This is a genomic window from Janthinobacterium sp. SUN026 (assembly GCF_030397625.1).
Taxonomy (GTDB): domain Bacteria; phylum Pseudomonadota; class Gammaproteobacteria; order Burkholderiales; family Burkholderiaceae_D; genus Janthinobacterium; species Janthinobacterium kumbetense.
In genome coordinates this window covers 1,701,945-1,716,561 of the sequence record NZ_JAPQNU010000001.1, presented here as the reverse complement: position 1 = coordinate 1,716,561, position 14,617 = coordinate 1,701,945, and the positions used below count along the sequence as shown (strand labels likewise).

Genomic DNA, 14,617 nt, shown 5'->3' with positions numbered 1-14,617 from the left:
CCTGTTGCCTGATGGTTACGCCATGCGCCGCCATCCTAGCATGGCGTCAACGGCGATGGCGGCTGAAAAACTCCCACATGACCTCATTCGCATCGATGGCGCGCGTGGTCTTGCCGATGGGCAGGCCGACGTTGAAAGCATCGGCGCCCGGCCACGTGTGGCCGCCCTCCTTGACGGTGATCAAGGCCACGCTGGCGCCAGCGGCGCCCTGCTCCAGCCAGCTCACTTGCGTGGCGTCGCCTGCGGGGCCAGGGAGCAGGCGCGGCTGCGGCCTGGCACCTTCGATGCCGTTGTGCTGGCGCCAGTAATCGAACGTATCTTCCGCCGACAGATAGCTGGCGGCCTTGCCCTCGAACAGCACGACCTTGTCGGCCGTGCCCTGTATCAGCAGCATGCCGACCTTGCCCGTCTTCTTGTGATGCTGCCGTACCGGTTCCGGCATGGGCGCCCCCACCGAGGCGGCGGCGGCGAACTGTTGCGGCAGCTCGGCCGCCAGCCGCAGGGCAAAGAAACCGCCGCGCGACAGGCCCGTGGCATACACGCGCTGCTCATCGATGCGGTAATCCTGTTTGAGTTTGCTCAACATCGCTTGCGTAAAGCCGACGTCGTCCGTGCCCGCCAGGTAATCCATGCCGAAGCCCACGTTCCAATCCTGCTTGATACCTTGCGGATACACAACGATGAACTGGTGCCGCTCGGCCGTCTTGTTCATCTGCGTGTACAGCATTTGTTCCGCCATGCTCATGCCGCCGCCATGGAAATTGAAGACGACGGGAAAGGTCTTCTGAGGTTGGCTTTGATACGCAGCCGGTGTGTAGACAATGTAGCGGCGTTTTTCGTCCTTGAGCTGCAGCGATTGCACCTGGGCCAGCACGGGCATGGACAGGCAGGACAGGATGAACAGGCTGACGGCGATTTTCATGGGCTTCCCTTCAAGTAAAAGAGCAGCCAGCATATGCAAGGGCAGGTGAAATCGCGGTGAAATCCACCGACTTTATTGCGCCCGGGCCAGAACGATGGCGACACGGAACTGCGTCGCGCCCGGATGGAAAACAATGTCCCAGTGCATGGCTTTTGCCAGGCGCAGCAGCAGGTCCTGACCATGCGCGAAACCGTGGATGCGTGGCGCTTGCCCCGGCTGCACGGTATTCTGGATGCTCAGGCAACCTTGTGCAAACGCAATACCGATGCGGCTATCGGGGCCGCCATGGAACAACGCATTCGCCAGGCAATTATTCAGGAGCAACATGACCAGTTGCGGGTTGCCGACCACCTCCAGCCGCTCGGGCAAGTCCAGGGTCAGCAGGCTGGCATTCCAAGGGTGTTCGTCGAGCAGGCGCAGCAGGCATTGCTCGATGCAACTGCGCAATTCGACCACGTCGCCCGGCAATTGCTCGGCCCGCGCCAGCGCGAACAGCACGTCGATGGTGGCGCGCATCTCGTCCGTGGATTGCCGCAGCTGCGCCTGCTCCTGCTTGCCCAGCGGCTGCACATAGTCCAGCGCCAGGGTGTTGCACATGAGGGTCAGCGGCGTGCGCAATTCGTGGCTGACGTCGCGGGTAAAAGCCTGTTCGCGCCGCAACACCGCCTGCAAGTCGGCAAAGGTGGTTTCCAGGCGGCGCGCCAGGAAACCGATCTCGTCGGGGCGGTCGCGCTCGCTGAAATGGACGGTGCTGCCGGGCGCCAGCCGGCGCGCTTCCTGGGCCAATCTCTGCAAGGGCAGCACGAGGCGCCGCGCCAGCCAGTACGCCAGCAGCAGGGCCAGGCCGATCAGCGCCAGCGCCACGCCAGCCACGACACCGCCCACTTCCCGCGCCAGGCGCGAGACCACCAGCACGGGCGCCACGTCGGCCAGCAGGTATGCGCGCTGCGGCTGGCCAGCGGCAACGATATCCAGCGCCAGCACGTGATAATGCTGGCCCGTCGTCGTAAACACTTCCCCGCGCGGGGCGGACGGCGGCACGTGCGCACGCACCGCTTGAGGCAAGTCAAGGTAACTGCCATAAACCGTGATGAGGTCGCTGCCAGAAGGCGTAAGCTTGTCGTGCTGCTGCCAGCGCATGCTGACGGCCGCCGCTTCGCGCTCGAGCAGGCGCTGCACCAGCATGTCTTCCGTGACGTAGGCAATCACCAGCGCCAGGCCCGTGTAGCATAGGCACAGCAGGATGGTGAAGCCGGCCAGGGCGGCAAACAGGCGCTGCCGGATCGACTGGCTCATGACGATGCCGCAGCGTCGAAGGCCAGGCGGTAGCCCAGCTGCGGTATGGTCACCAGCATGCCCGCCGCGCCAGCCCCGCCAAGCAACTCCAGCTGCTTGCGCAGCGCATAGATGTGCGATTTGAGCGCATCGCTGTCGGGCGGCTGGCTGCCCCACAGCTGTTGCAGCAAGGCCGAGCGCGAGACGGCGTGCGGGTATTCACGACACAGCAGCAGCAGAATTTTAAAACCCGTCTGCGTCAATGGCAGCGATGCGTCGCCATACAGGGCGCGCCCTGCGCGCGTCTGCAAGGTGAACGGTCCCACGCGCATTTCCTGGTGCACGTGCAACTGCTGCCGGCGCGCCAGCGCTTCGCAGCGCAAGGCCACTTCGCGCAAGTCGAACGGCTTGGTCAAATAATCGTCGGCGCCGTCGCGAAAACCGCACGCCTTGTCTTCGTACGCGTCGCGCGCCGTCAACATCAAAATCGGCACATTGCTGGGCGCGGCCGCCTTGATGGCGCGGCACACTTGCAAACCATCCATGTCGGGCAAGTTCAGGTCCAGCAGCACCACGTCATAGCTGTTGCGCGTGGCCAATTGCACGGCCAGCGCGCCCGTGCCCGCATGGTCCGTCTGCCAGCGCAAGCCGTCGAGGAAATCGAGCACCTGGCGCGCGATGGCCAGGTGGTCTTCCACCAGCAGGATACTCAGGGGAAGTTTGTTCATCGCACGCCGGCAATGCGCGCGTATAGCCAGAAGTTGCCGGATCTTCCGCGAATTTGCCGGTAGCAGCGCAGATAGCCTTCCCGCTCGAAAGCGCAGCGCTCGAGCACGCGCATCGATCGTTCATTGCTTTCCAGCACGGTTGCCTGGATGCGCAGAAAGCCGAGGCGCTGGAAACCCCAATCCACGACAGCGTTCACGACGGACATGGCCACGCCCTGCCCCCACACGGCAGGGGCAAGGTCGTAGGCGATTTCAGCCGTGCCGTGCTGCGGGGAAATGGCATTGAAGCCAATCGTGCCCACCAGCCGGCCCCCGTCGCGCAGCACGACGGCCAGCCGTATGGACGACGATGGCTGGGCCGATGCATAGTCATCGAAATTGGCCTGCAGATCGTCGGCGCACTGCAAGTTCCAGCTCGTGTGCTCCACGACGGCAGGGTCGGCCAGGTAGGCATACCAGGCGGACGCGTCGCTGCGTTCCAGCGGGCGCAAGGTCACCAGCGGGTGGCCTGAAGCGGGTAAATCGACAGCGATCATCGCCTGGCATCCTCCTCAGCTGCGGCCTGGCGATCGCTGGAACGCGCCGCCAACCTGTCCGCTCACGCGGCGCCCTTGCGCCGCGCTTCCCACTCGCGGCGCAGCAAGCCATACAGCGCCGAGTCGCTGACCTGGCCACCGACGATCCAGCGTTCGGGCAGAAAACCTTCCTTGTTGAAACCCTGGCGTTCCAGGGCGCTGGCCGAACCGGCGTTGTGCGGGTCGATATCGGCTTCCAGGCGGTTCAGGTCGCGCTCGATGAAGGCGAATTCCAGCAGCGCCGACAGCGCTTCGTGCATGTAACCCTTGCCCCAGTACGGGCGGCCCAGCGCGTAGCCGATCTCGGCGCGGCGGTTCTGGCGGTGCTCGGAAAACAGGCTGCAGCTGCCCAGGTATTCGCCCGTCGCCTTCAGTTCGACGGCGAAGCGGAAGAATTCCTCTTTCTCGAAAGCGGCGATGTCCTCGGCAATCTGGCGCGTGGCGCGGCCCGTGTCTTCCCAGGGCGGTTCGCTGAAATAGCGCATCACTTCGGGATCGGAATGCATGGCGAACTGCGCCGCCTCATCCGATGGTTGCGGCTTGCGCAGGATCAATCGTTCAGTGGTGATTGTCTTGCTGTAGGTCATGGCTCTCCAGTCTGGCGGCAAACGGACGAAGGCTTATTATTCCATGCAACTATAACGATGTGGCAATTTTGTACGCCTGCTTTTAATGTAGTATGGCAATATTTCCACCATATCATTGATGCAACTTCATGATTCGCCTATGGATGCAGTAAAGGATGCAACAAACAAGGACGCAGCGGGCACCCTGCCGGCGCAGCCCGAGGTCTTGAGCAAGCACAAGCGGCCAGTGATCGTCTGGGCCAGCATCGCCTTCTTCTGCATGTGCGCCATGCTGCTGGGCATGACCATCTGGATCGTCTGGTCTTCGCGCGAAGTCCGCCTGCGCGAGAGCAACGCGGCGACGGAGAACATGGCGCGCGCCCTTGCCACGCAAGCCTACATGGAACTGGAAGTCGCCGATGTCATGCTGGAAGATATCGTCGAACACATCCGCAACGAAGGCAATAATGACGCCACCGGCGAGCGATTGCAATCGCACCTGCAGCAGTTGTCGAGGAATATCGTGGAAATTGCCGGCGTCTTCATTTTTGACAGCCAGGGGGATTGGCTGGCCACCTCGTCCGGCGCCAGGCAGGACGGCAACAACGCCGACCGCGATTATTTCACCTATCACAAGACGCATGCGCAGCTGAGCAGCCGCATCAGTGCGCCCGTGCGCAGCAAATCCAGCGGGCAATGGGTCTTGCCCGTGTCGCGCCGGGTGGAGTTGGCGGACGGTTCCTTTGCCGGCGTGGTGCTGGTCACCCTGGGGCTTGCCTCCTTCGAACGCATCTACGATAGCCTCAACCTTGGCAACACGGGCACGGCATTCTTTGCCCTCGATGACGGCACGCTGATTTACCGGCGGCCGTTCCAGCCCAATGTCATCGGCATGGATATTTCGTCGGGCGCACTCTTGCGCGCCTACCGCGAAAAAGGACCTGTCGGCACGGCCATGATGACGGCGAAGGTGGACGAAATCGAACGGCTGTACAGCTATCGCCACCTGGAACGCTTTCCCGTTATCGTGGCGGCGGGGCTATCGAAGGAAGACGTCTTTGCCGAGTGGCAACGGCTGAGCATGCAAATCGTGCTGGCGTCGCTGGCGGCGGGAGCGGCGCTGATCTACCTGTTCCGCAAGTTGATGCGGCAGATTGCCGTACGCGACCGCATCGAAGCCAGCCTGCGCCTGGCCACGGCGGAGCTGCGGCACGCGAATGCGGACCTGGCGGCGCGGGCGTCGCAAGACGGCTTGACGGGGCTGGCCAACCGCCGCTGTTTCGACGAGACGCTGGCACAGGAATTGAAGCGCGCCCAGCGCAGCGGCCATGAAGTGTCGCTGATCATGCTCGACGTGGATTTCTTCAAGAAATTCAACGACCAATATGGCCACGTGGCGGGCGACGAGTGCCTGCAGGCAGTTGCCGGCGCCGTGGCCCGCAGCGTCGGCCGGACCGAAGACCTGGCGGCACGCTATGGCGGCGAAGAGTTCGCCGTGATCATGCCCGCCACCAACGCTGCGGGCGCGCTGGACGTGGCGGAAGCCATCCGCTCGGGCGTGGAAGCCTTGCAGATTCCCCATGCAGCCAGCGCGAACGGTGTCGTGACCGTCAGTCTGGGCGCAGCCACGCTGCAGCCCGCACGGGAGCGCTGCAGCGACAGCAGCGAGCTGATACGCCAGGCCGATGCCCTGCTGTACCAGTCGAAAAATACGGGCCGCAACCGCGTCAGCGGCGGCGGGCCAGCAGCATGACGCCGCCCATGCCAGGAAAAAGAATCGCCCTCACCATGCCGGTCACCCTCATCGCACTGGCCATCTGGCTGGGCTTGAGCCTGGGCGGCCGCTGGCTGGAAGCGGCCGGCTACGCCTTGCCGGGCGCCGCCGTCACCGGCCGTATCGGCCTGTCGTGGGCGCTGGCCGCCCTGTTCGCGCTGGCGCTGCTGCTGGCCTCAAGCCGGCGCCGCGCGGCGGGCCTGTGCGCGCCGCAGCCATGGAAAACGCTGTGGCTCGTCTCGCCGCCCCTGCTGTATGCGCTGCTGATGCTGTTGCTGGCCTGGGCCGGCGGCTGGCCGCAGCCGCGCGTGCTGCTGATCGTCGCTTGCAATGCGGCCCTGGTGGCCGTCTCGGAAGAGCTGATGTTCCGCGCCATATTGCTGCAAGGCATGCTGGAGCGCTACGCCGTCTGGCCCGCCGTCCTGATGTCCTCGGCACTGTTCGGCCTGGCCCATACGGCCAACGGCCTGGCCACGGGCGACGTCAGCGGCGCCCTGTGGCAAGCCGTGGCCGCCACCCTGCAAGGCGTCGGCTACGCGGCCATCCGCCTGCGCACCCGCTCCATCTGGCCCATGGTGCTCGTGCATGGCTTGTGGGACTACGCGCTGGTGACGGCCACCTTGCCCAACCCGGCCGAAGACGGCGCGTCTATCCTGCCGTATATCGCCCTGCTGGCCGTGCTGCCCCTGTGCCTGTACGGCGTCTACCTGCTGCGCCCCAGCCAGCGCGCCGCCTTGTCGCAAGCGCCACTATAATATTGCGACATAATTTTCCATCCATTTGCCGAGGAAGCTGCATGGCGTTTTTTTCACGTGATTACGAGGTATTCCTGCTGCTGGCCGCGCCCGCTGCGGCGCCGCTGTGGGATGCGGCGCAATGGACGCCGTTCGCCGCCGGCCTCGATGGGCTCATGGCGCAGGCAAGCGCGAGGGGCAAGCCCGGCGTGCGCAGCCATCAATACAATCCCAAAGGCAAGCCGATTTCCTTTGGCCGCCTGGGCTGGGACGACAAGTCGCACGCGAAGTGGACGCATACGCCGGAAACACGCGACGCCCGCTTCATGAGCCTGGAAGCGTGGGCGCCCACCTGGACCATTTGCGAAAAGGACGACCAGGCGCCCGATGTGTTCCTCGCCCTGGCCAATGAGTCGCTGCTGGGACTGGCAGACAAACCCTTGCAATTTGGCCAGCGCCTGGTGTGCGCCATCGCCACGGACATGGGTCCGGAAGCGGCCGCCGCCTTGCGGCACGCCTTGACGCAGCTGGCGGCGCAGCAAGACGCCGTCGTCTTCGCCCACACGCAACGCCAGTGGGGTAGCGCCTCGCCATACGGCGGTTTCACGGGCGCCATCCAGGATATGCTGATCGGCGGCCTGTTCCAGCACGACGACCCACATGCGCAGCCGCTCGATGCGGCCGCGTTCCGCGAGCCGTGGACGCGCCTGGACAATTGACAGCGCCCGCCATTCCATGGCATCGTTCAGTCATGCAATCGCCATTCCCGCCCCTGCCATCGATTATTGCCGCCATTCGACCGATGGTGGCTTGGCAGGACTGAGATTGCCAAAGCCGCCCGGGAGGCGGCTTTGATTTGCAGCAATAGAGCAAGACGTCTCGCAGGCATTATTTCTTTCTAGCGAGCGACCATGTCCCCTACCTCCAGCACCACCGCTTCCCCCACCCTGCACCTCGTGTGCGGCAAGATTGCCTCGGGCAAATCCACCCTGACCACCCGCCTTGCGGCGGCGCCGCACACCGTGCGCATCAGCGAAGACAGCTTGCTGGCGCAACTGTATCCGGGCCAGATCGCCAGCCTGGCCGACTACGCGGCTTGCGCTGCGCGGCTGCGCGCGGCCATCGCCCCTTTGGCCCTGCAGATGCTGCAGGCGGGCGTGTCCGTCGTCCTCGATTTTCCCGCGAATACGCCGGCCAGCCGCGCCTGGATGCGCGACCTGTTCCAGCAGGCGGGCACGCCGCACGTGCTGCATTACCTCGACGTGACGGATGAGGAATGCAAGGCGCGCTTGCGCCAGCGCAATGCCAGCGGGCTGCACCCGTTTTCCACCAGCGACGCGCAATTTGATGACATCACGCGCCACTTCGTGCCGCCCCAGGCATCGGAAGGTTTTGAAATCGTGCGGATTGCCGCTTAAAACGTTCCCGGCAGCAGGATTTTCTTGTCCACCTGCTGCAGGTCGCGCAAGCCGCAGAACGCCATCGTCAAGTCCAGTTCGTTGCGGATGATGTCCAGGCACTTGGTGACACCCGGCCCGCCCATGGCGCCCAGGCCGTACAGGAACGGGCGGCCGATGTACACGCCTTTCGCGCCCAGCGCCACGGCCTTGATCACGTCCTGGCCCGAGCGGATGCCGCCGTCCATGTGCACTTCGATCTGGCTGCCGACGGCGTCGACGATGGCGGGCAAGGCTTCGATCGACGATTGCGCGCCGTCGAGCTGGCGTCCGCCGTGGTTCGAGACGATCAGCGCGTCGGCGCCGCTTTCCACGGCCAGGCGCGCATCTTCCGGGTCCATGATGCCCTTGATGATGAGTTTTCCGCCCCAGCGCTGCTTGATCCATTCCACGTCCGCCCACGACAGGCTCAGGTCGAACTGCTGCTGCGTCCAGGCCGACAGGGACGACATATCCGACACGGACGTGGCGTGGCCGACGATGTTGCCGAAGCCGCGCCGTTTCGTGCCCAGCATGCCCGCCACCCAGCGCGGCTTGGTAGCCATGTTGAGGATGTTGGGGATGGTCAGTTTCGGCGGCGCCGACAAGCCGTTGCGCAAGTCCTTGTGGCGCTGGCCCAGCACCTGCAAGTCCAGCGTCAATACCAGCGCGCCGCACTTGGCGGCCTTGGCGCGGTCGATCAGGCGGTTGATGAATTCGCGGTCTTTCATCACGTATAGCTGGAACCAGAACGGTTTCGTCGTGTTCGCCGCCACGTCCTCGATCGAGCAGATGCTCATGGTCGACAGGGTGAACGGCACGCCGAAGCGCTCGGCCGCCTGGGCCGCGAGGATTTCGCCATCCGCATGCTGCATGCCCGTCAAGCCCGTGGGCGACAGGGCCACCGGCATCGCTACGTGCTGGCCCACCATGGTCGAAGCCAGGCTGCGGTTTTCCAGGTTGACGGCCACGCGCTGGCGGAATTTGATCTTCGCGAAATCGCTGTTGTTGGCGCGGTACGTCGATTCCGTCCAGGAGCCGGAATCGGCGTAGTCGTAAAACATGCGCGGCACCCGTTTCTGGGCCAGCACGCGCAAGTCTTCGATGCAGGTGATGATACTCATGCGTTTCCTCGGTCGATGGCAAGTCGAACCATGATCGTGCATTTGCCTGCAATTGTCTATCCGGCAGGCAATGCCACCGGACCTGGCGCCACACTTACCAGTCGCGCGCGCCGAGGATCTTCTCGCCCAGCGCAGTCAGCTGCGCCTGCGGATAGCGCAGCTGTTCCTTTTCCTCGGGGTCGCCAGGAAACGCATAGCCTTGCGGCGCGCTGCGCTCGCGCCAGCTTTGCACTCTCCAGTCGCGCAAGGCTTGATTGTCTTCCTGCGCTGGCGTGAAGGAAATGTATTGCGCCAGGCGCACCTGGTCCGTCGATGTGTTCGGGCGGATGCCATGCGCCAGCAGGCTGTTGAAGATCAACAACTCCCCTTTCTTCATGGCGATGAATTCCATCGGGTACGGCACCGTCGCCAGGTCAGGCTGCCACGGGTTGCGGTCTTCCGGCACGGTCTTGCGCCACGCCAGCAAGTTGTTGAACAATTCCGGATAGCATTGAAAGCCGCCGCTGTCGGGCGAAGTATCGGACAGGGCCAGCACGCCCTGCACGTTGACGGGCAGCGGGTCGAGCGTGGTGTCGGCATCCCAGTGGATGAAGCCGCCGAACTTGCGCTTGCCATTGTTCGGCGTGTTCAGGTTGGCGCGGTCGATGGTCACCCACAAATCCTGACGGTCCCAGATGTCGACAAAGGCGTCATACACGCGCTGGGTCTGGCGGTTATCCCACAGGGTCTGGTTGTGATAGGCCTCGACCATGCCGGAACCGTTGAGCTCTTTCATCGCGTGGTCGCGCAGCTGGTCCCGGTTCCAGGTGGAGGGGTTGTGCTGGTCCAGTCCCTGGAATTCCCACAGGAAATCGGTCGTGCGGCGCACCTGTTCCGGCGTCACGGCATCCTTGACGATGACGTAACCGTAGGTTTGCCAGTGCAGGAAATCGCTGTCGGACAGCACGCGCAGGGGCAGCTGTTTTTGTATGTCGCGCAACTGGGTTTGTTCCGTGTAAGCCACGGATGGATTGCCGGGACGGTCTTCGCCGTATTGATATCGGTTTTGCATCGCTGTCTCCTGTGTTGGTGTGGACAGATTGTGCTCCGGCAGTGCCGCGTAAAATGCGTGCGCAGCAACCAAAACTGATACTATCCTGACCATCGTCCTCCTTAAAACGTCACGATGACGCCTTTATTTGAACAAGTCACGATTCCGACGGGCCACTCCTGGGGCTTGCTGTGGCGCGAACTCGATGCGATTCCCTTCCTCTGGCATTACCACCCGCAATTCGAGCTGACCCTGACGGTCAATGCGCGGGGGCAACGCTATATCGGCGACCACCTGGGCGACTTCGAACCGGGCGACCTGGTGCTGCTGGGGCCGAATTTGCCGCACACCTGGTCGGCCAGCGAGCGCATCGACAGCACGCAGCCGATGCTGGCCGTCGTCGTGTGGTTTTCGCTGGAATGGGTGGAACAGCTGGCGGCCTGTTTTCCGGAGTTGCACGGCGTGCGGCAACTGGCGCGCCGCGCCGGCCCTGCCCTGCATTTTTCGCCGGCAACGAGCGCGCGCAGCGCAGAGAAACTGCTGCAATTGAATGCGCTGCCCGTGCCGCAGCGCCTGCCGCTGCTGCTCGACGTGCTGCTGGACCTGGCTGGCGATGGCGGTGCGCAGCCGCTGGCCTCGGAAGCGCTGGCGCCGGTGCATGCCGATGGGCAGCAAAAGCGCATGGCAATCGTGTTTGACTTCATGCACGCGCATTTCCGGGAAGAGATTGCACTGGAAACGCTGGCGCAGCGGGCGGCCCTGTCGCTGGGCGCCTTCCACCGCTGTTTCAAGCGCCACGCGCATTGCACGCCCGGCGAGTACCTGGCGCGGCTGCGCATCGGCCGCGCTTGCCAACAGCTGATCGAAAGCAATCTGGCCATCGCCGTCATCGCGCAAGAGGCGGGCTACCGCAACCTCGCGCATTTCAACCGCCAGTTCCGCGCCGCCAGGCAGGTGACGCCGCGCGCGTTTCGCCAGCAATACCGGCGCGGCGCCACGGGCGCTGCGTAAATCCATTCGGAAACGAAAAAGGGGATCAGATTTTACAATCTGACCCCCAATATTCTGGTGCGGCTGGCAGGAATTGAACCCACGACCCCTTGGTTCGTAGCCAAGTACTCTATCCAGCTGAGCTACAGCCGCCTAAGACAAGATTATAGCAGGGCTTTGCAGAATGGCAAAGGCGTGGCGGCGATATTTCACAATTGGCGGCCACTCCTGTCTTGCGGCGGCACACGCACGCCGCAGTCTTGCTCATTTCATCACATTTCTTTTCAGACTGCGGCGCGAAACCGACAGCTTTGTTACTTGTTGCTCATTATTAATGCATCCAAGAAAAATAAATTGCAATTCATGGAAAACTTTGAGAATGTTTACTAGCAGTAATTTTAATAAAAATACTAAGGGGATACCATGAAGAAGAACTTGCACAAATTATTGCCTCTGGCTGCCGCCTGCGCCGCCGCCCTCATGCTGGCCGCGTGCGGCGGCGGCAGCAGCAGCCCCGCCGACCCGGTCGCACCCGTTGCGCCCATCCCTCCCGTCGTGCCCGTTGTACCGCCGCCAGCCACGACGCTCAGCGGCACCGCCGCCGTCGGCGCGCCCGTCGCGGGCAGCGTGATTGCCATCGATAGCAAGGGCAAAGTATCCGTGGCCGTCAGTACCGGCGCCGGCGGGGCATACACGCTCGACGTGGGCGGCATGACGGCGCCCTTTCTCCTCAGCATCACCGGCACGGCCGGCGGCAAGCAAGTGACCATGAATTCCATCGCCACGGCAGCGGGACAAACCGTCAATATCACGCCGCTGACCGACCTGATCGTTTCCACGGCGTCGGGCCAGCCCGGCGGCGCCGCCCTGGCAAGCGTTTGCGCGCCCGTCGCCAATGCCGTCCCGGCCGCCTGCACCGCGGCGCTGGCCAGTGCCGCGACCCAGCAACGGCTCGACGCGGCCATCGCCGCAGTCGTCGCCATGATCAAACCGATTAACGCCAGCAACACCAATCCGCTGACGGGCGCCTTTGCTGCCAACGGCACGGGCATGGATGCCGTGCTGGACCAGATCCTCGTCGCACCCGCGGAAGCGCAAGGCGCGATGGCAACGGTCACCCTGATTGCCACCAACAGCACGCTGGGCAGCGTGACCTTGCCTGCAGCCGCCGGCGGCGCCGCCACCATCCCCGCAGCGACGCCGCCATCGGATGCCGACTTGCTCAAGGCAAACGCCGCGGCCAGCGTCTTGCCGGAAATCCGCGCCTGCATGGCTTCGCTCAGCGCCCTGTATCCGAAGACGGGCTTCGTCGCGCCGTCGACGGCGGCCGTGTCGCCGTTCATCGACAGCGCCTTCAATATAGGGACGGGTGTGGGCCAGGCGGAAATCGTGTCGGCCCTGACCAGCACGGACCAGGCCGCCCATGCCGGGCTGACCATCGAAGCGCTGGGCTTGGCCAGCGTCAACATGCAACCGTTGAGCACGGATGAAATCGCTACGCTGACGTCGTCGAGCAGCACCTCGACATCGCGCGTCGCCGACTTCATCAACAACCGCCTGGGCGCCGGGGCGACGGCCATCGGCTTCACCGCAGGCAAGCCGAGCAGCGCTTGGGTACAGTTGCGCATAGGAACAGATGCAGGCATGCTCAACTGGAAGCTGGTCAAGACGAGCGATACCAGCGCCTGTGCCGGCGGCTGGAAACTGGCCGGCAGCGGCCACCTGGACATGCACATGAATGCGCGCATCCAGCGCAGCCTCGACAGTGCGGGCGCGGCCACCTTTGCGCGCGAATGGGCTGCGCACGTCGAGCTCGACACCGTACTGCAGGACAATCCGGCCATCAACAAGATCGACGTGCGGGGACCGGGCCTGACGACATTCGGCGACTTCCAGATACCGGGCACGGCCGGCAGCAAATTGCAGCTGATCCTGCCAGCCACGGGCTACACCCACATGCGGATTGCCGACAGCAATGGCGCTGCCAGCGCCTTCTACAATAACGCGGAAGCGATCCAGAGCTGCCAGGACCTGGCCAGCTTGCCCGCCGGCACGCCGGGCCTGGGCGCCGGCACAGCCTGCATCGACGAGACGAAAGTGGCGCCTGGCAAGGTGTATGTCTGGACCCTGAAGACAGCGAACGGCCCCGTCAGCGCCTTCCCCTTCCAGATTAATGCCGTGCCGCTGTCGAAAGCGTTTGCCCGGGCAAACCAGGCCAGCCTGTTCGCCACGATCACCAGCATCACGCCGGCGAAACTGTCGTCCATCCCGGCCGCCACCCTGCTCGATGGCGCGGTGACCTTCAATTACACGCAGTCCGCCACCTACGGATCGAAAATGGACAATTGCGGCCTGTACCTGTTCAATGGCGCCACGCCCGTGCTGAACGCGGAACAAAATGCTGTTGGGCAAGAAACCGCGTGCACCTTCACGACCTCGGGATTGAATAGCCTGGCGTCGAATGTGGCGGACCCGGCGCAGTCGGGCGGCTCGCTGTTCAAGTTCACCGGCCCGGTGACGAATGGCGGGCTGTGGGTGACCACCATCGTCCTGGGCAACCAGGCGTCCTCGGGCCAGCCGTATCCGAATTGATGGGATATTGGCGCAACTGCGGCAGGCCGCGCCGTCGGCGGCCCGCTGCAGTTGCGCCGGACGAAAAAAAACCCGGAAAGCGAACTTTCCGGGTTTTTCTTTACTGCTGATACTGGTGCGGCTGGCAGGAATTGAACCCACGACCCCTTGGTTCGTAGCCAAGTACTCTATCCAGCTGAGCTACAGCCGCAAACTCTGACACACTTCGCCGGACGGCGCGAAGCTTGAAACTTTCATCAACACGGGAAAAACCCGATGCTGGCAATACTGGTGCGGCTGGCAGGAATTGAACCCACGACCCCTTGGTTCGTAGCCAAGTACTCTATCCAGCTGAGCTACAGCCGCAAAACTTCTACAACATTCCACTAACGACATGGAGGTGAAACTTGTTACAACAAAACCAGGCAAAGTCTGATTTTCAGTATTCTGGTGCGGCTGGCAGGAATTGAACCCACGACCCCTTGGTTCGTAGCCAAGTACTCTATCCAGCTGAGCTACAGCCGCGCAGGCAAACATTATAGCGTATTCATTTCGCTTTGAAAAGTTCGATTTTTCAATCGCTTAGCTGATTTTGCAGAATACCGCCCCGCATGATCGACTACCTTTTCACTGCTAAAAAGCTGACGCCTTTTTATCGATGGACACTTCTGCTTTCACAGGAGCCTCCAGCGAATCGAGAAGTTGCTGTCTCGAAAGAAGCGGGATTATAGGGACTGCTTTCCAGCCTGTCCAGTGCTATCTGCAGGCAACGCGCAAGCGTGCGGTGGCGCTGCGCCGCTTGGGGCTACAATACCAGCCAGACAGGGGCGCTTGTGCCTCCCCTCATTCATGGCGCGGGCATTGACCATCATGACCCATTTAACTGAGCTTA

13 protein-coding genes and 4 tRNA genes are annotated in these 14,617 nt (G+C 63.2%); 6 read left to right on the top strand and 11 right to left on the bottom strand.

What is annotated here, in order from left to right:
- Window positions 1–46 precede the first annotated feature (46 nt).
- From OX459_RS07830 to OX459_RS07810, 5 genes are all read right to left on the bottom strand, one after another.
- Window positions 47–922, bottom strand: coding sequence for an alpha/beta hydrolase-fold protein (locus OX459_RS07830; RefSeq protein WP_289904473.1), 876 nt, complete (start codon window positions 920–922; stop codon window positions 47–49).
- Window positions 923–994: 72 nt separating this feature from the next.
- Window positions 995–2,218, bottom strand: coding sequence for a HAMP domain-containing sensor histidine kinase (locus OX459_RS07825; RefSeq protein ID WP_289904472.1), 1,224 nt, complete (start codon window positions 2,216–2,218; stop codon window positions 995–997).
- Window positions 2,215–2,925: a response regulator transcription factor gene (locus OX459_RS07820; RefSeq protein WP_289904471.1), complete on the bottom strand. Its 711-nt coding sequence runs from the start codon at window positions 2,923–2,925 to the stop codon at window positions 2,215–2,217. Before OX459_RS07820 ends, OX459_RS07825 begins: the two co-directional genes overlap by 4 nt.
- Window positions 2,922–3,461, bottom strand: a complete 540-nt coding sequence (locus OX459_RS07815; RefSeq protein WP_289904470.1) for a GNAT family protein — start codon at window positions 3,459–3,461, stop codon at window positions 2,922–2,924. Before OX459_RS07815 ends, OX459_RS07820 begins: the two co-directional genes overlap by 4 nt.
- A gap of 62 nt (window positions 3,462–3,523) precedes the next feature.
- Window positions 3,524–4,087: a GNAT family N-acetyltransferase gene (locus tag OX459_RS07810; RefSeq protein WP_099667367.1), complete on the bottom strand. Its 564-nt coding sequence runs from the start codon at window positions 4,085–4,087 to the stop codon at window positions 3,524–3,526.
- 139 nt (window positions 4,088–4,226) lie between these two features.
- On the opposite strand from OX459_RS07810, the gene OX459_RS07805 reads away from it, so the two are divergent.
- The 4 genes from OX459_RS07805 (at window position 4,227) to OX459_RS07790 (ending at window position 7,992) form a co-directional block, all read left to right on the top strand.
- Window positions 4,227–5,819, top strand: a complete 1,593-nt coding sequence (locus tag OX459_RS07805) for a sensor domain-containing diguanylate cyclase (RefSeq protein WP_289904469.1) — start codon at window positions 4,227–4,229, stop codon at window positions 5,817–5,819.
- 35 nt (window positions 5,820–5,854) lie between these two features.
- Entirely contained in the window at window positions 5,855–6,595 is a 741-nt protein-coding gene (locus OX459_RS07800; protein ID WP_289904468.1) for a CPBP family intramembrane glutamic endopeptidase, read from the top strand.
- A gap of 41 nt (window positions 6,596–6,636) precedes the next feature.
- Window positions 6,637–7,293, top strand: a complete 657-nt coding sequence (locus OX459_RS07795; protein ID WP_289904467.1) for a hypothetical protein — start codon at window positions 6,637–6,639, stop codon at window positions 7,291–7,293.
- Window positions 7,294–7,485: 192 nt separating this feature from the next.
- Window positions 7,486–7,992, top strand: a complete 507-nt coding sequence (locus tag OX459_RS07790; RefSeq protein WP_289904466.1) for an ATP-binding protein — start codon at window positions 7,486–7,488, stop codon at window positions 7,990–7,992.
- Here OX459_RS07790 and OX459_RS07785 read toward each other — a convergent pair.
- Both OX459_RS07785 and OX459_RS07780 read right to left on the bottom strand, forming a co-directional pair.
- A complete protein-coding gene (locus OX459_RS07785; protein ID WP_289897354.1) occupies window positions 7,989–9,134 on the bottom strand; it encodes an alpha-hydroxy acid oxidase in 1,146 nt (381 codons plus the stop codon). The genes OX459_RS07790 and OX459_RS07785 overlap by 4 nt on opposite strands.
- Window positions 9,135–9,228: 94 nt before the next feature.
- Window positions 9,229–10,185, bottom strand: a complete 957-nt coding sequence (locus tag OX459_RS07780) for a phytanoyl-CoA dioxygenase family protein (RefSeq protein ID WP_289904464.1) — start codon at window positions 10,183–10,185, stop codon at window positions 9,229–9,231.
- 114 nt (window positions 10,186–10,299) lie between these two features.
- Here OX459_RS07780 and OX459_RS07775 point away from each other — a divergent pair, with 114 nt between their 5' ends.
- Window positions 10,300–11,175, top strand: a complete 876-nt coding sequence (locus OX459_RS07775) for an AraC family transcriptional regulator (RefSeq protein WP_289904463.1) — start codon at window positions 10,300–10,302, stop codon at window positions 11,173–11,175.
- Between the two features lie 55 nt (window positions 11,176–11,230).
- Here the strand turns inward: OX459_RS07775 and OX459_RS07770 are convergent.
- A tRNA-Arg gene (locus OX459_RS07770) sits at window positions 11,231–11,307 on the bottom strand.
- Window positions 11,308–11,577: 270 nt separating this feature from the next.
- On the opposite strand from OX459_RS07770, the gene OX459_RS07765 reads away from it, so the two are divergent.
- On the top strand, window positions 11,578–13,746 hold the full coding sequence (locus OX459_RS07765; protein ID WP_289904462.1) for a hypothetical protein: 2,169 nt from the start codon (window positions 11,578–11,580) through the stop codon (window positions 13,744–13,746).
- A gap of 113 nt (window positions 13,747–13,859) precedes the next feature.
- Here OX459_RS07765 and OX459_RS07760 read toward each other — a convergent pair.
- The 3 genes from OX459_RS07760 to OX459_RS07750 all read right to left on the bottom strand — a co-directional run bounded on the left by OX459_RS07760 (window position 13,860) and on the right by OX459_RS07750 (window position 14,250).
- A tRNA-Arg gene (locus OX459_RS07760) sits at window positions 13,860–13,936 on the bottom strand.
- Between the two features lie 78 nt (window positions 13,937–14,014).
- Window positions 14,015–14,091: transfer RNA gene (locus tag OX459_RS07755), tRNA-Arg, on the bottom strand.
- 82 nt (window positions 14,092–14,173) lie between these two features.
- Window positions 14,174–14,250: transfer RNA gene (locus OX459_RS07750), tRNA-Arg, on the bottom strand.
- Between the last annotated feature and the right edge of the window lie 367 nt (window positions 14,251–14,617).